At 67.0% G+C, this 19,510-nt stretch carries 18 protein-coding genes and 1 tRNA gene; 13 read left to right on the forward strand and 6 right to left on the reverse strand.

Annotated elements, in window-relative coordinates:
* Positions 1–56 precede the first annotated feature (56 nt).
* The 3 genes from SPYCA_RS11155 (at position 57) to SPYCA_RS11165 (ending at position 5,130) form a co-directional block, all read left to right on the forward strand.
* Positions 57–1,718: a CHASE domain-containing protein gene (locus tag SPYCA_RS11155; RefSeq protein ID WP_120222291.1), complete on the forward strand. Its 1,662-nt coding sequence runs from the start codon at positions 57–59 to the stop codon at positions 1,716–1,718.
* Between the two features lie 51 nt (positions 1,719–1,769).
* On the forward strand, positions 1,770–2,786 hold the full coding sequence (locus SPYCA_RS11160; RefSeq protein ID WP_120220436.1) for a LacI family DNA-binding transcriptional regulator: 1,017 nt from the start codon (positions 1,770–1,772) through the stop codon (positions 2,784–2,786).
* A 253-nt stretch (positions 2,787–3,039) separates the two neighbouring features.
* Positions 3,040–5,130 (forward strand): TonB-dependent receptor, encoded by a 2,091-nt coding sequence (locus SPYCA_RS11165; RefSeq protein WP_232003276.1) that lies wholly within the window; start codon positions 3,040–3,042, stop codon positions 5,128–5,130.
* A gap of 150 nt (positions 5,131–5,280) precedes the next feature.
* On the opposite strand, the gene SPYCA_RS11170 is transcribed toward SPYCA_RS11165, so the two are convergent.
* Positions 5,281–5,601: a winged helix-turn-helix transcriptional regulator gene (locus SPYCA_RS11170; protein ID WP_120220438.1), complete on the reverse strand. Its 321-nt coding sequence runs from the start codon at positions 5,599–5,601 to the stop codon at positions 5,281–5,283.
* Between the two features lie 98 nt (positions 5,602–5,699).
* Between SPYCA_RS11170 and SPYCA_RS11175 the strand changes: the two genes are divergently transcribed.
* The 3 genes from SPYCA_RS11175 to SPYCA_RS11185 all read left to right on the forward strand — a co-directional run bounded on the left by SPYCA_RS11175 (position 5,700) and on the right by SPYCA_RS11185 (position 9,966).
* Complete coding sequence (locus tag SPYCA_RS11175; RefSeq protein WP_120220440.1) at positions 5,700–6,551, forward strand: NAD(P)-dependent oxidoreductase; 852 nt, start codon at positions 5,700–5,702, stop codon at positions 6,549–6,551.
* Positions 6,552–6,947: 396 nt separating this feature from the next.
* Positions 6,948–9,623 carry an aconitate hydratase AcnA gene (gene acnA / locus SPYCA_RS11180; protein ID WP_120220442.1) on the forward strand — a complete coding sequence of 892 codons (2,676 nt, stop codon included), beginning with the start codon at positions 6,948–6,950 and terminating at the stop codon, positions 9,621–9,623.
* Between the two features lie 73 nt (positions 9,624–9,696).
* Complete coding sequence (locus SPYCA_RS11185; RefSeq protein ID WP_120222293.1) at positions 9,697–9,966, forward strand: CBU_0592 family membrane protein; 270 nt, start codon at positions 9,697–9,699, stop codon at positions 9,964–9,966.
* Here the strand turns inward: SPYCA_RS11185 and SPYCA_RS11190 are convergent.
* A complete protein-coding gene (locus SPYCA_RS11190) occupies positions 9,958–10,950 on the reverse strand; it encodes a pyridoxal-phosphate dependent enzyme (protein WP_197715343.1) in 993 nt (330 codons plus the stop codon). The two genes, SPYCA_RS11185 and SPYCA_RS11190, sit on opposite strands and share 9 nt — an antisense overlap.
* Positions 10,951–11,030: 80 nt before the next feature.
* Entirely contained in the window at positions 11,031–11,504 is a 474-nt protein-coding gene (locus tag SPYCA_RS11195) for an Lrp/AsnC family transcriptional regulator (RefSeq protein ID WP_120222294.1), read from the reverse strand.
* A 112-nt stretch (positions 11,505–11,616) separates the two neighbouring features.
* Between SPYCA_RS11195 and SPYCA_RS11200 the strand changes: the two genes are divergently transcribed.
* The gene (locus tag SPYCA_RS11200) at positions 11,617–13,041 is read left to right on the forward strand and encodes a M20/M25/M40 family metallo-hydrolase (RefSeq protein ID WP_120220445.1); all 1,425 of its coding nucleotides are present in this window, start codon (positions 11,617–11,619) and stop codon (positions 13,039–13,041) included.
* A gap of 45 nt (positions 13,042–13,086) precedes the next feature.
* Positions 13,087–13,710, forward strand: coding sequence for a glutathione S-transferase family protein (locus SPYCA_RS11205; RefSeq protein ID WP_120220447.1), 624 nt, complete (start codon positions 13,087–13,089; stop codon positions 13,708–13,710).
* Between the two features lie 33 nt (positions 13,711–13,743).
* Here SPYCA_RS11205 and SPYCA_RS11210 read toward each other — a convergent pair.
* From SPYCA_RS11210 to SPYCA_RS11220, 3 genes are all read right to left on the reverse strand, one after another.
* Positions 13,744–13,819: transfer RNA gene (locus SPYCA_RS11210), tRNA-Val, on the reverse strand.
* A 60-nt stretch (positions 13,820–13,879) separates the two neighbouring features.
* A complete protein-coding gene (locus tag SPYCA_RS11215; protein WP_120220449.1) occupies positions 13,880–14,851 on the reverse strand; it encodes a magnesium and cobalt transport protein CorA in 972 nt (323 codons plus the stop codon).
* 78 nt (positions 14,852–14,929) lie between these two features.
* Positions 14,930–15,967: a winged helix DNA-binding protein gene (locus tag SPYCA_RS11220; protein WP_120220450.1), complete on the reverse strand. Its 1,038-nt coding sequence runs from the start codon at positions 15,965–15,967 to the stop codon at positions 14,930–14,932.
* A 229-nt stretch (positions 15,968–16,196) separates the two neighbouring features.
* On the opposite strand from SPYCA_RS11220, the gene SPYCA_RS11225 reads away from it, so the two are divergent.
* The 5 genes from SPYCA_RS11225 to SPYCA_RS11245 are packed head-to-tail and all read left to right on the forward strand — an operon-like array spanning position 16,197 to position 19,382.
* Positions 16,197–16,778, forward strand: coding sequence for a thermonuclease family protein (locus SPYCA_RS11225; RefSeq protein WP_197715344.1), 582 nt, complete (start codon positions 16,197–16,199; stop codon positions 16,776–16,778).
* 58 nt (positions 16,779–16,836) lie between these two features.
* Positions 16,837–17,217, forward strand: coding sequence for a fluoride efflux transporter CrcB (gene crcB, locus SPYCA_RS11230; protein ID WP_120220452.1), 381 nt, complete (start codon positions 16,837–16,839; stop codon positions 17,215–17,217).
* On the forward strand, positions 17,214–18,428 hold the full coding sequence (locus SPYCA_RS11235) for an RluA family pseudouridine synthase (protein ID WP_120220454.1): 1,215 nt from the start codon (positions 17,214–17,216) through the stop codon (positions 18,426–18,428). The genes crcB and SPYCA_RS11235 overlap by 4 nt, the downstream gene beginning before the upstream one ends.
* Positions 18,429–18,459: 31 nt before the next feature.
* Positions 18,460–18,696, forward strand: coding sequence for a hypothetical protein (locus tag SPYCA_RS11240; protein WP_120220456.1), 237 nt, complete (start codon positions 18,460–18,462; stop codon positions 18,694–18,696).
* Positions 18,693–19,382, forward strand: coding sequence for an ATP12 family chaperone protein (locus SPYCA_RS11245; protein ID WP_120220458.1), 690 nt, complete (start codon positions 18,693–18,695; stop codon positions 19,380–19,382). Before SPYCA_RS11240 ends, SPYCA_RS11245 begins: the two co-directional genes overlap by 4 nt.
* Positions 19,383–19,510: the final 128 nt, after the last annotated feature.

Below are 19,510 nucleotides of genomic sequence, written 5' to 3' on the forward strand. Positions count from 1 at the left end.
ACATCGCGGGACCGGAGGGGGGCGCTGCCGCGGCAGCCAGCAGGCAGGACAGAGACATGCGCCCTTTGTCATGGGCAGACCGGCTGCTCGCGCTTTCGGCCCGCTTTGTCGGGCTCGTCATCCTGATCGCCACGCTCGCCGCCGCGGCGGGCAGCTTCCTTTACAATCGCGCCGAGGAACGCGACCGCGCCGAGCGTGTCGCGATGCAGATCGACACGCGGCTGCGCGATCATGTCGCGCTGCTCGAAGGCGTGCGCGCGCTTTATCAGTCGGACAGCCGGTCGAGCGGACCCGGCATCCGCGCCTATCTGACCGCGCTCCGGCCGCAGGTTCACGCGCCGGGGCTGGAGGGGATCGGCATCGCGGTCGCGATGCGGCAGCGGACTCCCGCCGCGGCGGAAGCCATGCTGCGCGAAAATTACGGCCGCGACATTGCGGTCTGGCCGGTCAGTGAGCAGCCCATTGGCTTTCCGATCGTCCTTCTCGAACCCCCAACCCCGCGCCGCGACAAGGCGCTGGGTTATGACATGTACAGCGAACCCGTGCGCCGCGCCGCGATGCGCCGCGCGTGGCAGACCGGCCAGCCCGCGACGAGCGGCATCGTCCAGCTCGTGCAGGAAGGCGGCGCGACAAGGCGCCAGCCCGGCTTCCTCATCTATGTCCCCGTCTATGCCGACCAGAGGGCGCCCGGCGGCGCTGCGCTTTCCGGCGACGCGCCGCGCGCGGCGACCTTTGCCAGCGCGCCGGGTGCGCGGCCGATCGAGGCCTTTGTCTATGCCCCCTTCCGCATCGAGGATCTGATGACCGCGATCCTTGGGCCGCAGCTCAGCTCCATCGACGGGCTCGAAATCTATGCGGGTGAAGGGCCGTCGGCGCCGCTTGCCTATCGCCACGGGACGATGGGCTGGGATCCGCACGAGCAGGTGCTGCACCTCGCCGACCGCCGGTGGACGCTGCGCATTTCCTACAGCCGCCTGTTTGAACGGCTGGGGCGGCCCTTTGCCATCTTCCTCTTCGGCCTCGCGATCATGCTGCTCGCGATGCAGCTCCACCGGCTCCAGCATCGCCGCGTCGATGCCTTCCGCGCGCTCGCCGACGAACAGGCGCTGCGCGCCGCCGACCGCGAGCTGATGATCGGCGAAATGGCCCACCGCATGAAAAACGCCTTTGCCCGCATCGGCGCGCTCGCGCGCATCACCTTGCGCGAATCGGCGAGCCTCGACGAGTTCGAGGCGAGATTCGACGGCCGGATGCGCGCGCTGTCGGACGCAAAGCAGATGCTCGTCACCGGCGCGGTCGACACCGTCGAACTCGAACGCATCATCCATCGCGAACTCGACCTTGCCGGCGTTTCGCCCGACCGGCTCGCCGCGATCACCGGTCCCGAGGTGCGCCTGGACGACGAGGGCGCGCAGGCCATCTCGCTCGCGATCCACGAGTTCGCGACGAACAGCATCAAATATGGCGCGCTGGCGGGCAAGGGAGTGCTCAGCGTCGGGTGGCACCGCGACGGCGGCGAGGTCGAACTCGACTGGACCGAAAGCGGCCTTCCCGAAACGCCCGATATCGAGAATGAAAGCTTTGGCACCCGTTTCATCCGCACACTGATCGAACGGCAGTTGAAAGGCCGCTGGACACGAACGGCGGGGCCCGGTCGCCTCGCCATCGTCATCCGCTGGCCCGACCGCGGCTCCGCCACGACGCAGCACGCGGATTGACAAGGCCCCGCCCCCCGGCAAGAGACAGGCCGAGGGGAGAATGCCGCCGCCATGACCGCAAAAATGCTGCGCCCGACATCGTTCGACGTCGCCGAGCGCGCGGGCGTGTCGCAATCGACCGTCTCGCGCGCGCTCCGGGGCTCGCCCGGCGTCAACGCCGAAACGCGCGCGCGCGTCGCCGCCGCCGCGCGCGAACTCGGCTATGTCGTCGACCGCCACGCCTCGTCGCTGCGCCTGAAAAGCAGCGAGACGATCGCGCTCGTCACCATCTGCCGCCCCGGCGAGGATCGCAGCGCGATCAACCCCTTCTACTTCGCGCTGCTCGGCAGCATCGCCGCCGCGACCTCGGCGCGCGGCTTCAACCTGCTCGTCAGCTTTCAGGAAAATCCCGACAATTTCCGCGCCGATTTCGTTGCGTCGGGGCTCGCGGACGCGATGATCGTCATCGGCACGACCAGCAACCGCGCTGCATGGGATTATTTTGCCCAGGCGCAGGCCGCGGGCCTCGACTTCGTCTGCTGGGGCAGCCCCGGCAGCCCTTTCCACTGGATGCGCAGCGAAAATGACGAGGGCGGCCAGCTCGCCGCCGAGCATCTGGTGGGGCTCGGCCGCCGCCGCATCGCCTTCGTCGGGCCGCAGCAATCGCCGCAGCGCCAGTTCGACGAGCGCCGCGACGGCTTCACCGCGGCGCTTGGCCTCCACGGCCTCGCCCCGATCCTCGCCGAGCCGCCCGCCGCCGCCGACCGCCATGCGCAGGGCGTCGCCGCCGCGCAGGCGCTGCTCGCCCAGCATCCGGACGTCGACGCGATCTTCGCGGCCAGCGACATGCTCGCGCTCGGCGTGCTGCAGGGGCTCAAGGACGCCGGTCGCCGCGTTCCGCAGGATGTCGCGCTGATCGGCTTCGACGGCATCCGCGCCGGCACCCTTGCCGACCCCGCGCTCACCACGCTCGAACCCGATCTCGACGCCGCGGGCGAAGCGCTCGTCGCCATGGCGCTGGAGGACGACGAGCGCACGCGCAGCGGCACGCGCATCCCCGTGCGCCTCGTCGTGCGCGGCACCGCCTGAATCCGCGAACCGGTGCGGTTCAGAGGCCGATTCGCCTCGAACCCTTCGCCTTCGGACATGTCGAACCCGCCGCGACGCGGTGTGCGCCGGAGCGGATCCTCGCGCCACGGCGCGCCCGCCAATCGACGGGCGGCGCGCGGCCACCCCCGCCGCCGCGCGACAATTTCTTCGCACGATCCCGTGACAGAGTTGCAATTCGCTCGCATTAGCGTTAGCGGCCCCGCGACACTCAGCGAATCCAACAGGGGGCCTTGTGAAGAAACTGCTTTTGCTTACCGCCGCCGCTGCGGCCTTTCCGGCGACGGCACACGCCAGCGAAGCCGAGCGCGAGGACGCGCGCACCATTCTGGTGATCGGCAAGTCGGACGGCTATGTCGCGACCAACTCGGTCACGGCGACCAAGACGGATACGCCGCTGATCGACGTGCCCCAGACGATTTCGGTGGTCACGCGCGAGCGGCTGGACGACCAGGCGTCGCGTTCGATCGCCGACGTCCTGCGCTACGTCCCCGGCACCACCATCGGCCAGGGCGAGGGCAACCGCGACCAGATCACCCTGCGCGGCCAGAACACGACCGCCGACTTCTTTCTCGACGGCGTGCGCGACGACGTCCAGTATTTCCGCAGCCTCTACAACATCGAGCGGGTCGAGATACTCAAGGGCCCCTTCGCGATGATCTTTGGCCGCGGCGGCAGCGGCGGCGTCATCAACCGGGTGCAGAAAACGCCGTCATCCGAAGCGCTGGCGGTCGGCGGCGCGCTCAGCGCCAACAGCTTCGGCGCGTGGGACGTTTCGGCGGACGTCAATGCGCCGATCGGCGGCGGCGCGGCGTTCCGGCTCAACGCCCATTACGAGAGCCTCGACAATCATCGCGATTTCTTCGATGGCGAACGTTATGCGATCAACCCCTATGTCGCGGTCGATCTGGGCCGGTGGAAGCTGGGCCTGTCCTACGAATATGTGAACGACGACCGCGTGACCGATCGCGGGGTGCCGTCGATCGCAACCGCCCCCGGACGGCCGAACCGCCCGATCACCGGGTATCGCGACACATTTTTCGGCGTTCCGGGCGTCAATCGCACGGGGCTGGAGGCGCATATCGTCAAGGCGCGGATCGACGGCGAACTGGCGGAGGCGCTGACATGGTCGACCACGCTCCTTTATGGCGATTATGACAAATATTACACCAACGTCTTTGCCAATGGCGCGGCCACCGGCCCGACCGGCACCGTCGCCCTGTCGAGCTACACCGACCCGACCCGGCGCCAGAACTTCATCGCGCAGAGCAACCTGCTCTGGGACGTCGACGTCGGAGGGATCGAAAACCGGATTCTTTTGGGCATCGAATATGGCGATCAGGATTCGACCAATCAGCGCCGCAACGGCACGCTGTCGAACGCCACGCTCGACCTTGCCAACATCGTCTATCCTACGGTCAGCTTCGGCGCGCTGGTCCGCAACACCGAATCGCGCGTCCAGTTCTTCTCGGCCTATGCGCAGGACCAGATCGCATTCGGCGAGCATGTCGACCTCGTCCTCGGCGTGCGTTACGACCGGTTCGAGATCAAGGGCACCGACCTGATCGGCACGCCGCGCGCCTTCGGCCGCACCGATGAAAAGCTGTCGCCGCGGCTCGGCCTGATCCTGAAGCCGCAGGAAAATGTCTCGATCTACGGCAGCTACAGCCGGTCCTTCCTCCCCCGATCGGGCGATCAGTTCCTGACGCTGGCGCCCGCGTCGGGCTCGTCGCCGGCGCAGGAAGATCTGACGCCCGAACGGATGGTCAATTACGAAATCGGCGCCAAATGGGACATCCGGCCCGATCTCAATCTCACGCTGGCGCTGTTCCGGCTCGACCGCAACAATACGGCCGTGCCGGTCGCGGGCGTGCCGGGATCGCAGTTTCTGACCGACACGCGGACCAGGGGCATCGAACTGGCGCTGACCGGCCGGATCACGCCGAACTGGCAGGTGAGCGGCGGCTATACCTATCAGGATGCGCATCGCAAGAATGACGACAGCATCCGGCTGGGACAGGTGCCCAGGCATCAGATTGCGCTGTGGAACCGCTATGATTTCAACGACAAGGTCGGGATGGGACTGGGCGTGGTCCATCAGTCAAGCCAGTTCGCCGCCATTCGCACCGCGCCGACGGTGACGCGCCTGCCTGCCTTCACGCGCGTCGATGCCGCGCTGTTCGTCAAGGCGAACGAGCGCGTCGAGTTCCAGGTCAATGTCGAAAATCTGCTCGACGAAAGCTATTTCTCCGACGCGCACAACCTCAACAACATCACGCCGGGGGCACCGATCAACGCCCGCTTCACGGCGCGTATCAGATATTGAGCGGAATGCGGGAAGGCGGATGGCCGTCTTCCCGCACTCTTATCGAAATCGCCGCCCGAACCGGCCGGGCGCGCGCAAGCCATGCAGCGAAAATGGCCCGGATAGGCGGCGCTGCGCCGCAACCGGCGTTTTCAACCGCGAAGGTCCGGCTCAATCCTCCGCCGGATAGCTGCTGCCCCACTGCGCCAGCGCATGAACGGCAGCGTTCAGCTCCTCTCCGCGCGGGGTCAGGCTATAGGTGGTGCGGATCACCGGCCCGTCGGATATGTGGCGATCGACCACATGGTCGTGCTCCAGACCTTTCAGCTGTTCGGACAATATCTTTTCACTGATGCCGGGCAATTTGCGGCGCAGCGCGCCAAAACCCATCGGTTCCTCGTGCAGCAACCAGATGATCGTCGATTTCCACTTTCCGCCGATGACGGTCAGGGCGCGACCCAGGCCGCAGCTTTCGGTTGCCGTCTTATGCATCTCCAGGTCCTTACAAAAAGGTAAGTAATTGTTCGCGCTCGTCACTTTTGCGACAGCCTGTCCGATCGACCTTAAACGACGTCGCAAGGAGACACCAGATGACCGACATCAGCGTAATCGGCTTGGGCGAGATGGGCTCGGCGCTCGCCCGCGCCTTTTTGAAGAAGGGCCGTTCGGTGACGGTGTGGAACCGCACCGCCGAAAAAGCCGATGCGCTGGTCCCGCTCGGCGCGATTGCGGCAGGGCGCGTTTCCGACGCCATCGCTGCCAGCCCGACGATCATCGTCTGCGTGTCCGACTATCGCGCGACGCGCGCCATCTTCGATCGCGATGAGGACGCCATGGCGATCGCCGGCAAGCTGATCGTTCAGCTCAGCTCGGGCATCCCGTCGGAGGCGCGGGCGATGGCGTCCTGGGCGGGCGGGCGCGGGGCGCATTATGTCGATGGCGCCATCTTCGCCTGGCCGCGCCAGATCGGCGACGATGCGGTCATCCTCGCATCGGGCGACAGCGTTGCTTTCGACATGGCGCTCGCCCCTTTGTCCTTGCTCGGCGAGGTCGTGCCGATGGGCAGTGAAATCGGTGCGGCGTCGGCGCTGTTCAGCGGGGCGCTTGCCTATCTCGCCGGGCACTGGATCGGCTTCGCCCACGGCGCGCGCATATGCGAAAGCGAAGGTTTGTCTGCCGAAATGCTCGGCGAAACGCTCGCGCGGATAGCACCGGCGCTCGGCGAGGATAATCGGCACATGGGGCGGGTGATCGCCACCGGCCGCTATGCCAACCCGGAAAGCACGTTGCAGACGGCCGGGAACGACATCGCGCGACTTGTCGATCATGCCCATATTGCGGGGCTGCCGGACGCCTTTCCGACCTTTGCAGCCGACCTTTTCGCGCGCGCGATCGCGGCGGGTCTGGGGCCTGAAGAGCATGTCGCGATCGCCAAATTGTAATTACGGAATTACGGCGGGAATTACGGCGACAGGGAATTACGGCGACAGTTTACTTAACCCCTTAATTCGAGAGGTGACGGAATTACGGGCATCTCTCGTCGCCCGGACTCGATCCGGGGTCCATTCCACCGGCGCCGCATGGACCCCGGATCAAGTCCGGGGTGACAAAGCAGCAACGCCCCTTTGTGCCTTCGTGGCTTTGTGTGAGAAAATCATCGCGCCGTGCCTGGTCGAAAGTCCGCCCCGGCGCCAACCAACCCACCCCCTTGCAATTCCCCGCTCCCGGCGTAAGGCGGCGCCAACATAAACCCGCGCGTGCGACTCCCGTTGGCCCCGCTCTCCCGCTTCGCCATCGGACAGTCATTCCCCGCCGCGCCAACATGGGGACTGCATCCTATGACCACCACGGGCAACGACACGCTGGGAACCCGCTCGACGCTGAGCGTCGGCGATAAGCAATATGCGTATTATTCGCTCGACAAGGCCGCGGCAAAGCTGGGCGACGTCTCGCGCCTGCCGTTCAGCATGAAGGTGCTGCTGGAGAATCTGCTGCGGTTCGAGGACGGCGGCTTCACCGTGTCGACCGACGATGTCCAGGCGCTCGTCGACTGGCAGAAGGATCCGCGCTCGGCCCGCGAGATTCAGTATCGCCCCGCGCGCGTGCTGCTTCAGGATTTCACCGGCGTTCCCTGCGTCGTCGACCTGGCGGCCATGCGCGATGCGATCGCCAAGCTCGGCGGCGACACGTCGAAGATCAACCCGCTCGTCCCCGTCCACCTCGTCATCGACCACTCGGTGATGGTCGACGAATTCGGTCACCCCAAGGCCTTCGAGCAGAATGTCGAGATCGAATATTATCGCAACGGCGAACGCTACGACTTCCTGAAATGGGGGTCGAAGTCGCTGTCGAACTTCAAGGCGGTGCCCCCGGGCACCGGCATCTGCCACCAGGTCAACCTCGAACATATCGCGCAGGCGGTGTGGTCGAGCGAGGATGCGTCGGGCGCGCTCGTCGCCTATCCCGACACCTGCGTCGGCACCGACAGCCACACGACGATGATCAACGGCCTCGGCGTGCTCGGCTGGGGCGTCGGCGGGATCGAGGCGGAGGCCGCGATGCTGGGCCAGCCGGTGTCGATGCTGATCCCCGAAGTCGTCGGGTTCAAGCTGACGGGCAAGCTCAAGGAAGGCGTCACTGCGACCGACCTTGTGCTCACCGCGACGCAGATGCTGCGCGCCAAGGGCGTCGTCGGGCGCTTCGTCGAATATTATGGTCCCGGCCTCGCCTCGCTCAGCCTCGCCGACCGTGCGACGCTCGCCAATATGGCGCCCGAATATGGCGCAACGTGCGGCTTTTTCGGCATCGACGACAAGACGCTCGACTATATGCGCCTCACCGGCCGCTCGGACGACAATATCGCGCTGGTCGAAGCCTATGCCAAGGCGCAGGGGCTGTGGCTGTCGGCCGACATGCCCGATCCGGTGTTCACCGACACGCTCGAGCTCGACATGGGCAGCGTCGTTCCGTCGCTTGCGGGGCCGAAGCGGCCGCAGGACAAGGTCGTGCTCACCCAGGTCGACGATGTGTTCAACGCCGACCTCAAGAAAGTCTATGGCAAGGATGCGCCGGTGCGCGTGCCGGTCGCGGGCAAGGAGCATGACATCGGCGACGGCGACGTCGTGATCGCGGCGATCACCAGCTGCACCAACACCTCGAATCCCGGCGTGATGGTCGCCGCGGGGCTGGTCGCCAAGAAAGCGAACGAGCGCGGGCTGAAGCCGAAGCCGTGGGTCAAGACCTCGCTCGCGCCGGGGTCGCAGGTCGTCACCGACTATCTGGTCAAGGCGGGGCTGCAGGACCATCTCGACGCGGTCGGCTACAATCTTGTCGGCTATGGCTGCACCACCTGCATCGGCAATTCGGGGCCGCTCGCCGAACCGATTTCGGCCGCGATCAACGGCAATGACATTGTCGCCGCGTCGGTGCTGTCGGGCAACCGCAACTTCGAGGGGCGCGTGTCGCCCGACGTGCGCGCGAACTTCCTCGCCTCGCCGCCGCTCGTCGTCGCCTATGCGCTCAAGGGCACGGTGACGGAGGATTTCACCACCACCCCGATCGGGCAGGACAAGGACGGCCAGGACGTCTTCCTCGCCGACATCTGGCCGACCAATCAGGAAGTCGCCGACGCGATCGCCGGCGCGGTCGACCGCGACATGTTCCTGGCGCGCTATGCCCATGTCTATCAGGGCGACGAGCATTGGCAGAAGATTTCGGTCGAGGGGTCGGACACCTATCAGTGGCGCGCCGGATCGACCTATGTCGCGAACCCGCCCTATTTCGAGGGGATGACAATGACCCCGGCGCCGGTGTCGGACATTGTGAACGCCAAGCCGCTGGCGATCCTCGGCGACAGCATCACCACCGACCACATCAGCCCCGCGGGGTCGATCAAGGCGGACTCGCCGGCCGGAAAATGGCTCATGGAACATCAGGTTAGCAAGGCCGACTTCAACAGCTACGGCGCCCGCCGCGGCCACCATGAGGTGATGATGCGCGGCACCTTCGCCAACATCCGGATCAGGAATGAAATGGTCCCCGGCATCGAAGGCGGCATGTCGCGTTATGGCGACGAAGTCATGCCGATCTATGACGCCGCGATGCGCCACAAGGCCGACGGCACCCCGCTCGTCGTGATCGCGGGCAAGGAATATGGCACCGGCTCGTCGCGCGACTGGGCGGCAAAGGGCACCAATTTGCTCGGCGTCCGCGCCGTGATCGTCGAAAGCTTCGAGCGTATCCACCGCTCGAACCTTGTCGGCATGGGCGTGCTGCCGCTGCAATTCACCGACGGCCAGACGCGCGAGACGCTGGGCCTGACCGGCGACGACCAGTTCACCATAACCGGCGTCGCCGACCTGAAACCGCGCCAGACGGTGACGGTCGAGGTAACGCGCCCCGACGGCTCGACCTTCGCCTTCGACACGCTCTGCCGCATCGATACGGCGAATGAGGTCGAATATTATATGAACGGCGGCATCCTGCATTATGTGCTGCGCAAGCTCGCGGCCTGACGCCGCCGCCGACTGACGCCGCAAGCGCCCGCCCCCTCGCAGGGGCGGGCGTTTTCATTTGGAGACGAAGCGCATGTCCGTCGTAACGATCGTCATCGAAGTCATCGGCTGGGCTGCCGCGGCGATCATCCTTGCCGCCTATGTCCTGTTGTCGCTCGGCAAGCTCGAGGCGCGCGGTTATGTCTATCAATGGATGAACGTCGCCGGGGCGGCCGGTTTCATCATCAATTCGGGCTATAATGGCGCGATCCCGTCGGCGGCGCTCAACATCGTCTGGGCGGCGATGGGGCTGTTCACGCTGTGGACGGTATGGCGCTCAGGCCAGGACGGGCGTTCAGCATAACCCCTCGGTCACGAAGAGAAGCACGACCGATCGCTTGCCGAGGCCGATCGCACGACGCTTTTCCGCACGGTCGCACGCGGCGACCAGCCCGGCAAGCCCAGCCGCCCCGGAAGGGGTCGTCGCAGGACCGCCGCTGTTTCGGAGGACAGGACACGCATCGCGCAACGCCGCCTCGCCCACCTGAATCGAGTGCGCTGCGTGACGGAGCAGAATCGCGAGCGCGGGCGCCGACGCGGCGCCGCAGGACAGCATGTCGGCGCAGGTTTCGAGCGTGCCTTCGATCTGGACCGGGCCACGGGCCTCAAGTCCGGCAGCGACGCAGGCCGCCGCCGCGGGCTCGACCACCACGGTCATCGCGGGCAGCGCCATTGCCGGCGTCAGCAACTCCGCCATCGCCGCGGCAAAGCCGCCAACACCCGCCTGCACGAACATATGCGAAGGACGCGGCAGGCCTTCGCTTTCGATCTGGACAATGATTTCCTCGGCAACCGTCGCATAGCCCGCCATGACATCACGAACGACCGGATCGTTATGATCCGCCGTCGTATCGGCGATCAACAGGCCCTCGCCACGCGTCGCGGCCGCGGCGGCTTCGCGCACGGCGTCGTCATAGGTGCCCTGCACCCGCATGATTGTTGCGCCCATCGCCGCGATGCGTGCCGCGCGGGCCGCGCTCACATGGTGCGGCAAATAGATGCGTGCGCCGACCCCGGCATCACGCGCCGCCGCCGCGACCGAAAGACCATGGTTGCCGTCGCTCGCGCAAATCAGCCTGCGCTCGACGTCGCCATCGCTCTCCATCCCATCAAGGCGCGCGAGCGCCAGCCGCGCCGCGCGCGTACCGCCCAGCGATTTGAAATTGCCGAGCGCGCGGCGATTCTCAGCCTTCACCAGCACGGCGGCAATGCCGAGCCGGTCGGCAAGCCGCGGCAGCGAGAGGAGCGGGGTGGGTGGCGCGCCGATCGGCGAAGGCAGGCTGTTCATGCCGCCGAACATAAAGCACGAGCGGGCAGGCGCGCCGCAATCGCACCGCTCGCCGCGCGGTGAAACGGCAAAGATTACAGCTATCGCGCCTCGGGGATCGCGATCGCCAAGCCGCGCTTGACGACGCCGAGCGCGACATTGGTGGTGAAACGGCGAACATTGGGGTTCGCCGCGACGAGCCGCGCCATCAGGTCATCATAGCTTTCGGTGTCGGGTGCGGTCAGCACGAGGATGAAATCGGCCTCGCCTGTCACATAATAGACCTGCTGCACCTGCTCCTCGGCATTGAGCCAGCGTTTGAGTTCGGCGAGCAGCTCGGGGCGCTCGCGCTCGACCTGCAACGACACGATAAAGAAAGTCGGGCGACCGAGCTTCCTGGGATCGCACAGCGCAATATCCTTCACGATCACGCCGCGATCGCGCAGGCGCCGGATGCGCCGCTGGATCGCCGACACCGACAGCGCGACATGCTCGGCAAGCTGCTCGGCGGTCTGGCCTGCGTCCTGCTGAAGCAGTGCGAGCAGGCGGCGATCAAAGGCATCCAACGGTTCCATGGCCGCATCATAGCAGCCCGATGCGCCGGGCAACCGCATTTTCGTGACGAAGTTCGCGGCCTGCCCGCGCGCAGCCCGCCTATCCTGGCCGCAGGATCGAAAGGGAGCCACGATGCAGCACGACCGACTGAAACAATATATCAGGGAAAAATGGGACCGGGACGTCATGCCGACGCTCACCGAATATATTGCGATTCCCTGCGTTTCGCCCGCCTTCGACCCTGATTGGGCGGCAAAGGGACATATGCGCGCCGCAGCCGAGATGTTCGCGGACTGGGCAAGGGAACATCTCGCCACAATCAACGGCACCGCAGTCGAACTCCACGAATTGCAGGGGCGTACGCCGCTGCTGTTCATCGACATTCCAGGAACGGGCGACAACACGGCGCCCGTCATCCTCTACGGCCATCTCGACAAACAACCCGAAATGGAAGGCTGGAGCGAAGGCCGGTCGGCGTGGACGCCGGTGCTGGAAGGCGACCGTCTTTATGGCCGCGGCGGCGCCGACGACGGTTATGCGATGTTCAGTGCGATCCTCGCGATCCTGGCGCTCAACGAGCAGCATCTGCCCCGCCCGCGCTGCCTGTTGCTGATCGAGGCGTGCGAGGAATCGAGCAGCGAGGATCTGCCCTTCTATTTCGACCTTCTCGCCGACCGGTTGGGTTCTCCGTCGCTCGTTGTCGCGCTCGATTCCATGTGTGGCGACTATGACCAGTTCTGGACCACCTCGTCGCTGCGGGGGCAGGTGGCGGGGACGCTCAACGTCCGGGTGCTGCAGGCGGCGATCCACTCGGGCGAGGCGTCGGGGATCGTGCCGTCGAGCTTTCGCATCGCGACGCATCTGCTTGCTCGGATCGAGGATCCGGCGACGGGATGCGTCATCGCGCCCGAGTTCATCGCCGACGTCCCGGCCGCGCGACGCGCGGAAGCCGACGCAGCCGCCGGTGCCCTTGGCCGCGCGGTCTACGACGCCATGCCCTTCGTGCCGGGCGCGCAGCCCGTGTCGGACGATGTCGCGGCGCTGTTGCTCCAGCGCGCCTGGCGCGCGCAGCTCGCGGTGCTTGGCGCCGACGGGCTTCCGGCGGTTCGCGACGCCGCATCGGTTATGCTGCCAGCGACCGCGCTGCGGCTCAGCCTCCGCCTGCCGCCGACGCTCGACCCCGAAGCGGCGGGCACCGCGCTCAAGCGGCTGCTCGAAGCCGACCCGCCTTATGGCTGCGACGTGCGATTCGACATCGCCTTCACCTCGCCCGGCTGGCATGCCCCGCCGACCGCCGAATGGCTGGAGCGCGCGCTCGGCGAAGCATCGACGCTCGCCTTCGGTCGCCCAAGCGCCGCGTGGGGCGGCGGCGGCGGTATCCCCTTCCTGACCATGCTCGGCACGCGCTTCCCCGCGGCGCAGTTCGTGGTGACGGGGGTGCTCGGCCCGCAATCGAATGCGCACGGTCCCGATGAGTTTCTGGATATTCCCATGGCCATTGGCGTCACCGCGGCGCTCGCCGCCATCCTCCGCGCCGCGGCGATCCAACAGTCGTGACCGGCCACCGCCCGCCTTCCATGCCCTGACAGAAAGACCCAAGCCATGATCGCCACGCTCCTGTATCAGACGCACTCGCCCTTCGCCCGCAAGGCGCTGGTCTTTGCGCACGAAGCCCGCGTCGTCGCCGACATCGCCGTCATCCACCATGAAACGAGCCCGATGCTGCGCAACGACGAGGTATTCGCGCACAATCCGCTCGGCAAGGTGCCGGTGCTGCTGCGCCCCGGCCTGCCCGCACTCTTCGATTCAACCGTCATCTGCGCCTATCTCGACACGCTCCACGACGGGCCGCCGCTGATCCCCGCCGTATCCGAAGCGCGCTGGCAGGCGCTGCGGCTGGAGGCGCTTGCGCAAGGACTGGCCGATGCGGGAATCGCGATCCGCTGGGAAAATGAGCGGCGCCCCGAAGCGCTGCGCTTTCCCGCGCTGAGCGATGGTTATGTCGCCAAGCTGGAAGCGAGCTTTGCGTGGCTCGAACGCGAAATGGATTTCGGCGCGCCGGTCCATGTCGGGCAGATCGCGCTCGCGACCACGCTCGACTGGCTCGAGTTTCGCGGCCTCCCCTCCTTTCGTGCCCACCCGCGCCTCAGCGACTGGTTCGACGGATTCGCCACGCGCGCGTCGATGCGCGCGACGCCGCTGTCGGGCGACACGATCGACGGATAGCGATGAGCGAGCAGCCGGGCCCGAAGGGAGGAATGGTGGGCGCTGACGGGCTCGAACCGCCGACCCTCTCGGTGTAAACGAGATGCTCTACCAACTGAGCTAAGCGCCCCCGAAGGGAAGCGCGCCCCTGCCACAAGGCGCCGCGGCTGGCAAGCCGCGCGTCGGCGGGTCAAAGCCAGCCGATGCGTTTGAACCGCCAATAAAGCGCGGAGCAGATCGCCGCCATCGCGCCGACGACCAGCGGATAACCGAAGCGCCAGCGCAGTTCGGGCATATGGTCGAAGTTCATCCCGTAGATGCCGGCGATCGCGGTCGGCACCGCGAGGATGGCGGCCCAGGCGGCGAGCTGGCGCGTGATCGCGCCCTGGCGCTGCTGTTCGAGCATCCCGTTGGTTTCGATCACCGACACCGCAATGTCGCGCAGCCCCGCAAGGCGATATTCGGCGCGCTGCACATGATCCCACACATCGCGATAAAAGGGACGCACGACAGGGTCGATCGCGGGCAGTTCGTCGCCATTGGCGAGCCGCGCGGCGACTTCCTTCATCATCCCGACGAGTCGCTGGAAACGGATGATTTCGTGCCTTTGCTTGTAAAGATGGCGAATGTCCGCGGCGCTGAGCGGCGTGTCCATCACGCGATCCTCGACCGCCAGCATCCGATCCTCGATCGCGTCGATCACCGGAAAATAGCCGTCGACGATGAAATCGAGCACGGCATAGAGGACATAATCGGGACCGTGCGCGAGCTTGGCAGGCAGGCTTTCGAGCCGGGTGCGCACGTCGGTGTGCGCGCGCGCCGAGCCGTGGCGAACGCTCACCAGAAAATGCGGGCCAAGGAAGAGGGCGGTTTCGCCCGCATGGATGGCGTCGCCGTCGAGCGTGGCGGTGCGCGCGACGACGAAAAGCTGGTCGCCGTAAACCTCGACCTTCGGCAGCTGGTTCGCCTTCAGTGCGTCTTCGACCGCGAGCGGATGAAGGCCGAACCGCCGTGCGATGCCCGCCAGCTCATCAGGGGTCGGCGCGTAAAGCCCGAGCCAGAAAAAATCGCCCGGATCGCAATCCTCGGGCACCATCTCCTGCGGGCCAAGGTCGCGCACAAGCTTGCCTTCGTGATAGGCACGGGCGGCCATGATCGGCATCGGCGGCGGTCCTCCTCGATCCGACCATAAGCGCTGCCGCGGCCGAGGGGAATCCCCGACGGCATGGTCCCATCCGGCCTATTCGTCGAGTGCCTCGAAATAACGCGAAAGCGCATCATAAGCGCCCTCGGCCAGCGCGATGAAGATGCGGCGACCGTCGTGCGGATCCTGTTCGCGCAGGAATAGTCCGGCGTCGGTCATCGTCTTGATCCAGCGCAGCGCGGTGGTCGCCGGCACCGCGGCGGCGATGCAGAGGCTCGACACCGACACCGGCTGGCGTTCGAGCCGTGCGGCATAAAGGTCGAGCAGCATGTCCCACGCCGGGTCGGCGAACAGGTCGGCGGGGAAATAATGTTCGCGCATCCGCCGCTGGCGCAGCATCCGCCGCACCTGCTTGGCGCGCTGACGGTCGAGCATCCGCTCCTCGGGCATAAAACTGCGCGGCATGGCAGCAAAATCGCGCGCGGGCGAGCGGAGTTGCCCGACAAGATCGCCGACGTCGCCGCCGCGCGACGCGAAGCCCTTGGGGGCGCCGGGCAACCCGCCCTGCTGCGCGGCAAGGTCGCCCAGCATCCGCGCGATGCGCGCCACCTCTTCCTGCAGCCGGTCGATGCGTTCCATCGCATCGTCGCGCGCCACGTCGTTGAATTCGGCGAAGCGCGTGCGCCGCGCGGCCGCGAGCGCCACCAGCTTGTCGGCCGGGTCGGCATCGACGAGCAGTTGCGTATCGATCGAGGCCGGGATCGCCGCCGCCACCCGATCGAGCGCGGCCAGGCTGGTTTCGCAGACGAGCGTGCAGCCGCGCGGCACGATCGCCGCACAGATTTCGGCAAAGGTCGCGGATTCGATCGTTTCCGCCGCCGCGAGCCAGACGATGTCGAGCATCGCGACCTGGCGGATATAGGCCGCAGCGCGCGACGGCGCGAGCGTGCCCGCGAGGCGCACCTCGGCGCGCGACGCCTGCCCGATCCAGTCGCCCGGCGGCCCGACGAGCAGCATCGGCGATGCGATGCCGCGCGGGATCGTCCCGTCCGTCATCGCCGCCGGAAACGCCTCACCATAAGCGGCCCCCTCGTCCGACGGGCCGAACCAAGGCTGCACTCCATGGTCCATCATGACGTCACCCCCTGTATCACCACTCCACCCTGACGTGATCCTGCCGTCATTTTGGTGAGATTCGCATTTTGTTCGCTCCTGTTCGCCGCCAAACCGGACCAAAGCGCGGATCGGGCCGGACAGCGCGAACGTCGGCTGGCCGGATAGCTCCATTCTGGACATGTTTTGTTCTCATCGTCAACCGCTTATTAGGGCTTGCCAGGTCGCCGCGCCGCGATCAGTCGAGACGATGATGATGCGGCATCTCTCTCCTCTTTCCCGACGGGTCTGGCGCAAGCGGCTTCGCGCGGCCGGGGCGGCGCTGCTGCTGGCGGGGCTGGCGTTCGCCGCCTGGTTCACGCGACCGCTGCCTGCCCAATCGGTGCCGCTGGTGCAGGTGATCGACGGCGACAGCCTGATCGTCCGGCTCGACGGGGCGCGTGTGACGATCCGGCTGACGGGGATCGACGCGGTCGAATATCGGCAGCTTTGCACACGCGTCGGCGTCCCCTGGCCGTGCGGACGCGAAGCGCGGCAAGCGCTCGAGCGGCTTGCGGGTCGCGGGCCGCTGCATTGCACGCTGACGGCCAAGGACCGCTATGACCGCACGCTCGCAAGCTGTCGGACCGCTCCCTTTCCGAAAGGCGTCGACCTGGGCGCCGAAATGGTCCGCCAGGGCTGGGCAGTGGCAAGCGACACGGAATATCGCGGCGAAGAGGCGGGCGCCGAAGCCGCGCGGCGCGGCATCTGGCAGGGCGGCTTTACCGCGCCCGCCGACTGGCGCGCCGCACAGGAGCAGCCCGCCACCGCCGCCGCATCGCCCGACGCATGATCCGGGGCATGGCAATGCCACCTTTGCCTCGCCGTCGATTCGGGCTAGGGCGAGCGCCATGAACAGCCTGTTTCCCGTCATGATCGGCGGCGCGATCGGCGCCGGCGCCCGCCATCTGGTCGGCCAGGCGATGCTCGCGCGGCTTGGCCCCGGCTTTCCTTGGTGGACGCTGTCGGTCAATATCGTCGGCAGCCTCGCCATGGGGCTGCTGATCGGCCTCCTTGCGCGCAGCGGTGCGGGCGGCGAGACGGCGCGGCTGTTCGTCGGGGTCGGCATATTGGGCGGGTTCACCACCTTTTCGTCCTTCAGCATGGAGTTCTGGCTGCTTTTCGAGCGCGGACACACCGGGCAGGCGGCCTTTTACGTGCTGGCGTCGGTCATCGGCGCGCTGCTCGCCTGCGGCGCGGGCATCATCGCCGTTCGGCAGCTTCCGGCATGAGCGCGCGCGCAGCCAGCCTCGACAGCGCGATCGTCGGCGAAGAGGACGACGGCATCCGGCTCGACCGCTGGTTCAAGCGCCATCGGCCGGGAACGCCGCACGCGCTGCTCGCACGCTGGGCACGATCGGGGCAGCTCATGCTCGACGGCAGGAAAGCCGATGTGTCGGACAGGATCGCGGCAGGGCAAAAGCTCGTGATGCCGGTCCCGCCCGTCGAGGCCGAGGCGCGCCCGGCGCGCAAGGGCCGCCCACTGACCGACGCCGACGTCGCGCTCGCCGAATCGATGCTGATCCACCGCGACGCGAGCGCCATCGTGCTCAACAAGCTGCCCGGCCTCGCAACGCAGGGGGGCACGAAGACCGAGCACCATGTCGACGGATTGCTCGACGCGCTCAAATATGACGCGCCGGTGCGCCCCAAGCTGGTCCACCGGCTCGACAAGGATACGTCGGGCGCGCTGCTGGTGGCGCGCACACCGCGCGCCGCGGCCTGGTTCGCCAAGAGCTTTTCGAACCGCAGCGCGAAAAAAACCTATTGGGCGATCGTCGTCGGCGTGCCCGACATCGCGCAGGGCGAGATCGACCTGCCGCTCGCCAAGCAGCCGGGGTCGGGCGGCGAGAAGATGCACGTCCACGACAGCGGGCTGGCCTCGAAGACGCGCTACCGGGTCATCGACCGCGCGGGCAATCGCGCCGCCTGGGTCGAATTGCAGCCGCTGACCGGACGCACCCACCAGCTACGCGTCCATATGGCGGCGATCGGCCACCCGATCGTCGGCGACGGCAAATATGGCGGCAAGGGCGCTTTCCTGACCGGGACGATCAGCCGCAAGCTGCACCTGCACAGCCGTCGGCTGCGCATCGACCATCCCGACGGCGGCGCGATCGACGTGAGCGCCGAGGCGCCCGAACATTTCTCCGCGAGCCTCGACGCGCTCGGCTTCGACCCGCTGCTCGGCGAGGTCGGGATCGACGATGTCGCCAAGGGACCACCCAAAAAGGCCGTCGAAAAGGCAGCGGCGAAGGCGCATGCCAAGCAGATCCGCAAGGCGCGGCGCGGCGAACGGCGCGGGCGCACAGCGACGAGCAAGCCGACCGACCATGTCGGCAAACCGAAGCCCAAGGCCAAGGCGAAAAGGACGGCGAAGACAGGCAAGTCCGCCGCGAAAAAGCCGTCGCCGCGCTCCACGCGGCCGCGCGCGCGCAGTTGATGCCCCACCCCGGCGGCGATAGGGAGGGCGCATGACCCCGAACGACGATGCTCTCGCCAAAAAACGCTTTTTCGCGCTGACGATCATGCGCCTGATGGGCGTCGCCTTCATCGCGATCGGTTTCATCCTCATCAGCGGCGGCCTTTCGCTCGCGGGGCAGCCGACCGATCGCTGGATCGGCGCAGCGATCGTGCTGGTCGGCGCGTTTGATTTCGCGGTGATGCCACTATTGCTGGCGCGCCGCTGGCGCTCGCCCAAAGGCTCGTGAAACGCTTCTGGAAAACGGTCGCCGTCGTCCCCGAGGGCGACGGTTGGGGCATCGCGCTCGACGGACGCCCGGTGCGCACGCCGCAGCGCGCGCCGCTGGCGGTGGCGAGCGCCGCGCTCGCCGACGCGATCGCCGACGAATGGCGCGCGGTGGGCGAGACGGTCGACCCCGTCGCGATGCCGATGACCGGGCTGACCAATGCCGCGATCGACCTGGCGGCGCCCGATGTCGCGGCTTTTGCGGCGCCGGTCGCGGCCTATGCGACGACCGACCTGCTTTGTTACCGCGACGCACGCGACGCGGCGTTGCAGGCCGAACAGGCCGCCGCGTGGAACCCGCTGCTGACGTGGGCCGAGGATCGCTATGGCGTCGAATTTGCGCTGGCGCAGGGCGTGCTGCCGGTCGACCAGCCCGCCGCAACCGTCGCGAGGTTGCAGGATGCCGTGCTCGCGCAGGACGCTTGGCGGATCACCGCGCTGACCCCGCTGGTGACGATCGGCGGCTCGCTCGTCGCGGGTCTTGCGTTGCTCGAAAACGCGTTCGACGCCGACGCCCTGTGGCGCGCGGTCAGCCTCGACGAGCTGTATCAGGAACGCCGCTGGGGCGCCGACGATGAAGCGCAAAAGGCGCGCGCGGCGAAGCGACGCGACTGGGACAATGCGGCGCGGTTTTTCAGGTTGCTTTAATCCACCGTGTCATAAATCTGCACCGCCTCCCCGAGCGAAGACGAGGGGAGACGGATGATTCAGATTTCGCGCAATTTGCTCTAAACCACCGTCATTGCGAGCGAAGCGAAACAATCTCCAGCCCTCGA

Source organism: Sphingopyxis sp. FD7 (assembly GCF_003609835.1).
Classification (GTDB): Bacteria; Pseudomonadota; Alphaproteobacteria; order Sphingomonadales; family Sphingomonadaceae; genus Sphingopyxis.

Bases quoted from the DNA above. Each gene is read 5' to 3' on its own strand.
- acnA (WP_120220442.1), top strand. From the start codon at position 6,948: ATGACCACCACGGGCAACGACACGCTGGGAACCCGCTCGACGCTGAGC.
- SPYCA_RS11175 (WP_120220440.1), top strand. From the start codon at position 5,700: ATGACCGACATCAGCGTAATCGGCTTGGGCGAGATGGGCTCGGCGCTC.
- SPYCA_RS11185 (WP_120222293.1), top strand. From the start codon at position 9,697: ATGTCCGTCGTAACGATCGTCATCGAAGTCATCGGCTGGGCTGCCGCG.
- SPYCA_RS11190 (WP_197715343.1), bottom strand. From the start codon at position 10,950: ATGAACAGCCTGCCTTCGCCGATCGGCGCGCCACCCACCCCGCTCCTC.
- SPYCA_RS11155 (WP_120222291.1), top strand. From the start codon at position 57: ATGCGCCCTTTGTCATGGGCAGACCGGCTGCTCGCGCTTTCGGCCCGC.
- SPYCA_RS11235 (WP_120220454.1), top strand. From the start codon at position 17,214: ATGAGCGCGCGCGCAGCCAGCCTCGACAGCGCGATCGTCGGCGAAGAG.
- SPYCA_RS11205 (WP_120220447.1), top strand. From the start codon at position 13,087: ATGATCGCCACGCTCCTGTATCAGACGCACTCGCCCTTCGCCCGCAAG.
- SPYCA_RS11195 (WP_120222294.1), bottom strand. From the start codon at position 11,504: ATGGAACCGTTGGATGCCTTTGATCGCCGCCTGCTCGCACTGCTTCAG.
- SPYCA_RS11220 (WP_120220450.1), bottom strand. From the start codon at position 15,967: ATGATGGACCATGGAGTGCAGCCTTGGTTCGGCCCGTCGGACGAGGGG.
- SPYCA_RS11225 (WP_197715344.1), top strand. From the start codon at position 16,197: ATGATGATGCGGCATCTCTCTCCTCTTTCCCGACGGGTCTGGCGCAAG.
- crcB (WP_120220452.1), top strand. From the start codon at position 16,837: ATGAACAGCCTGTTTCCCGTCATGATCGGCGGCGCGATCGGCGCCGGC.
- SPYCA_RS11200 (WP_120220445.1), top strand. From the start codon at position 11,617: ATGCAGCACGACCGACTGAAACAATATATCAGGGAAAAATGGGACCGG.
- SPYCA_RS11170 (WP_120220438.1), bottom strand. From the start codon at position 5,601: ATGCATAAGACGGCAACCGAAAGCTGCGGCCTGGGTCGCGCCCTGACC.
- SPYCA_RS11215 (WP_120220449.1), bottom strand. From the start codon at position 14,851: ATGCCGATCATGGCCGCCCGTGCCTATCACGAAGGCAAGCTTGTGCGC.
- SPYCA_RS11240 (WP_120220456.1), top strand. From the start codon at position 18,460: ATGACCCCGAACGACGATGCTCTCGCCAAAAAACGCTTTTTCGCGCTG.
- SPYCA_RS11160 (WP_120220436.1), top strand. From the start codon at position 1,770: ATGACCGCAAAAATGCTGCGCCCGACATCGTTCGACGTCGCCGAGCGC.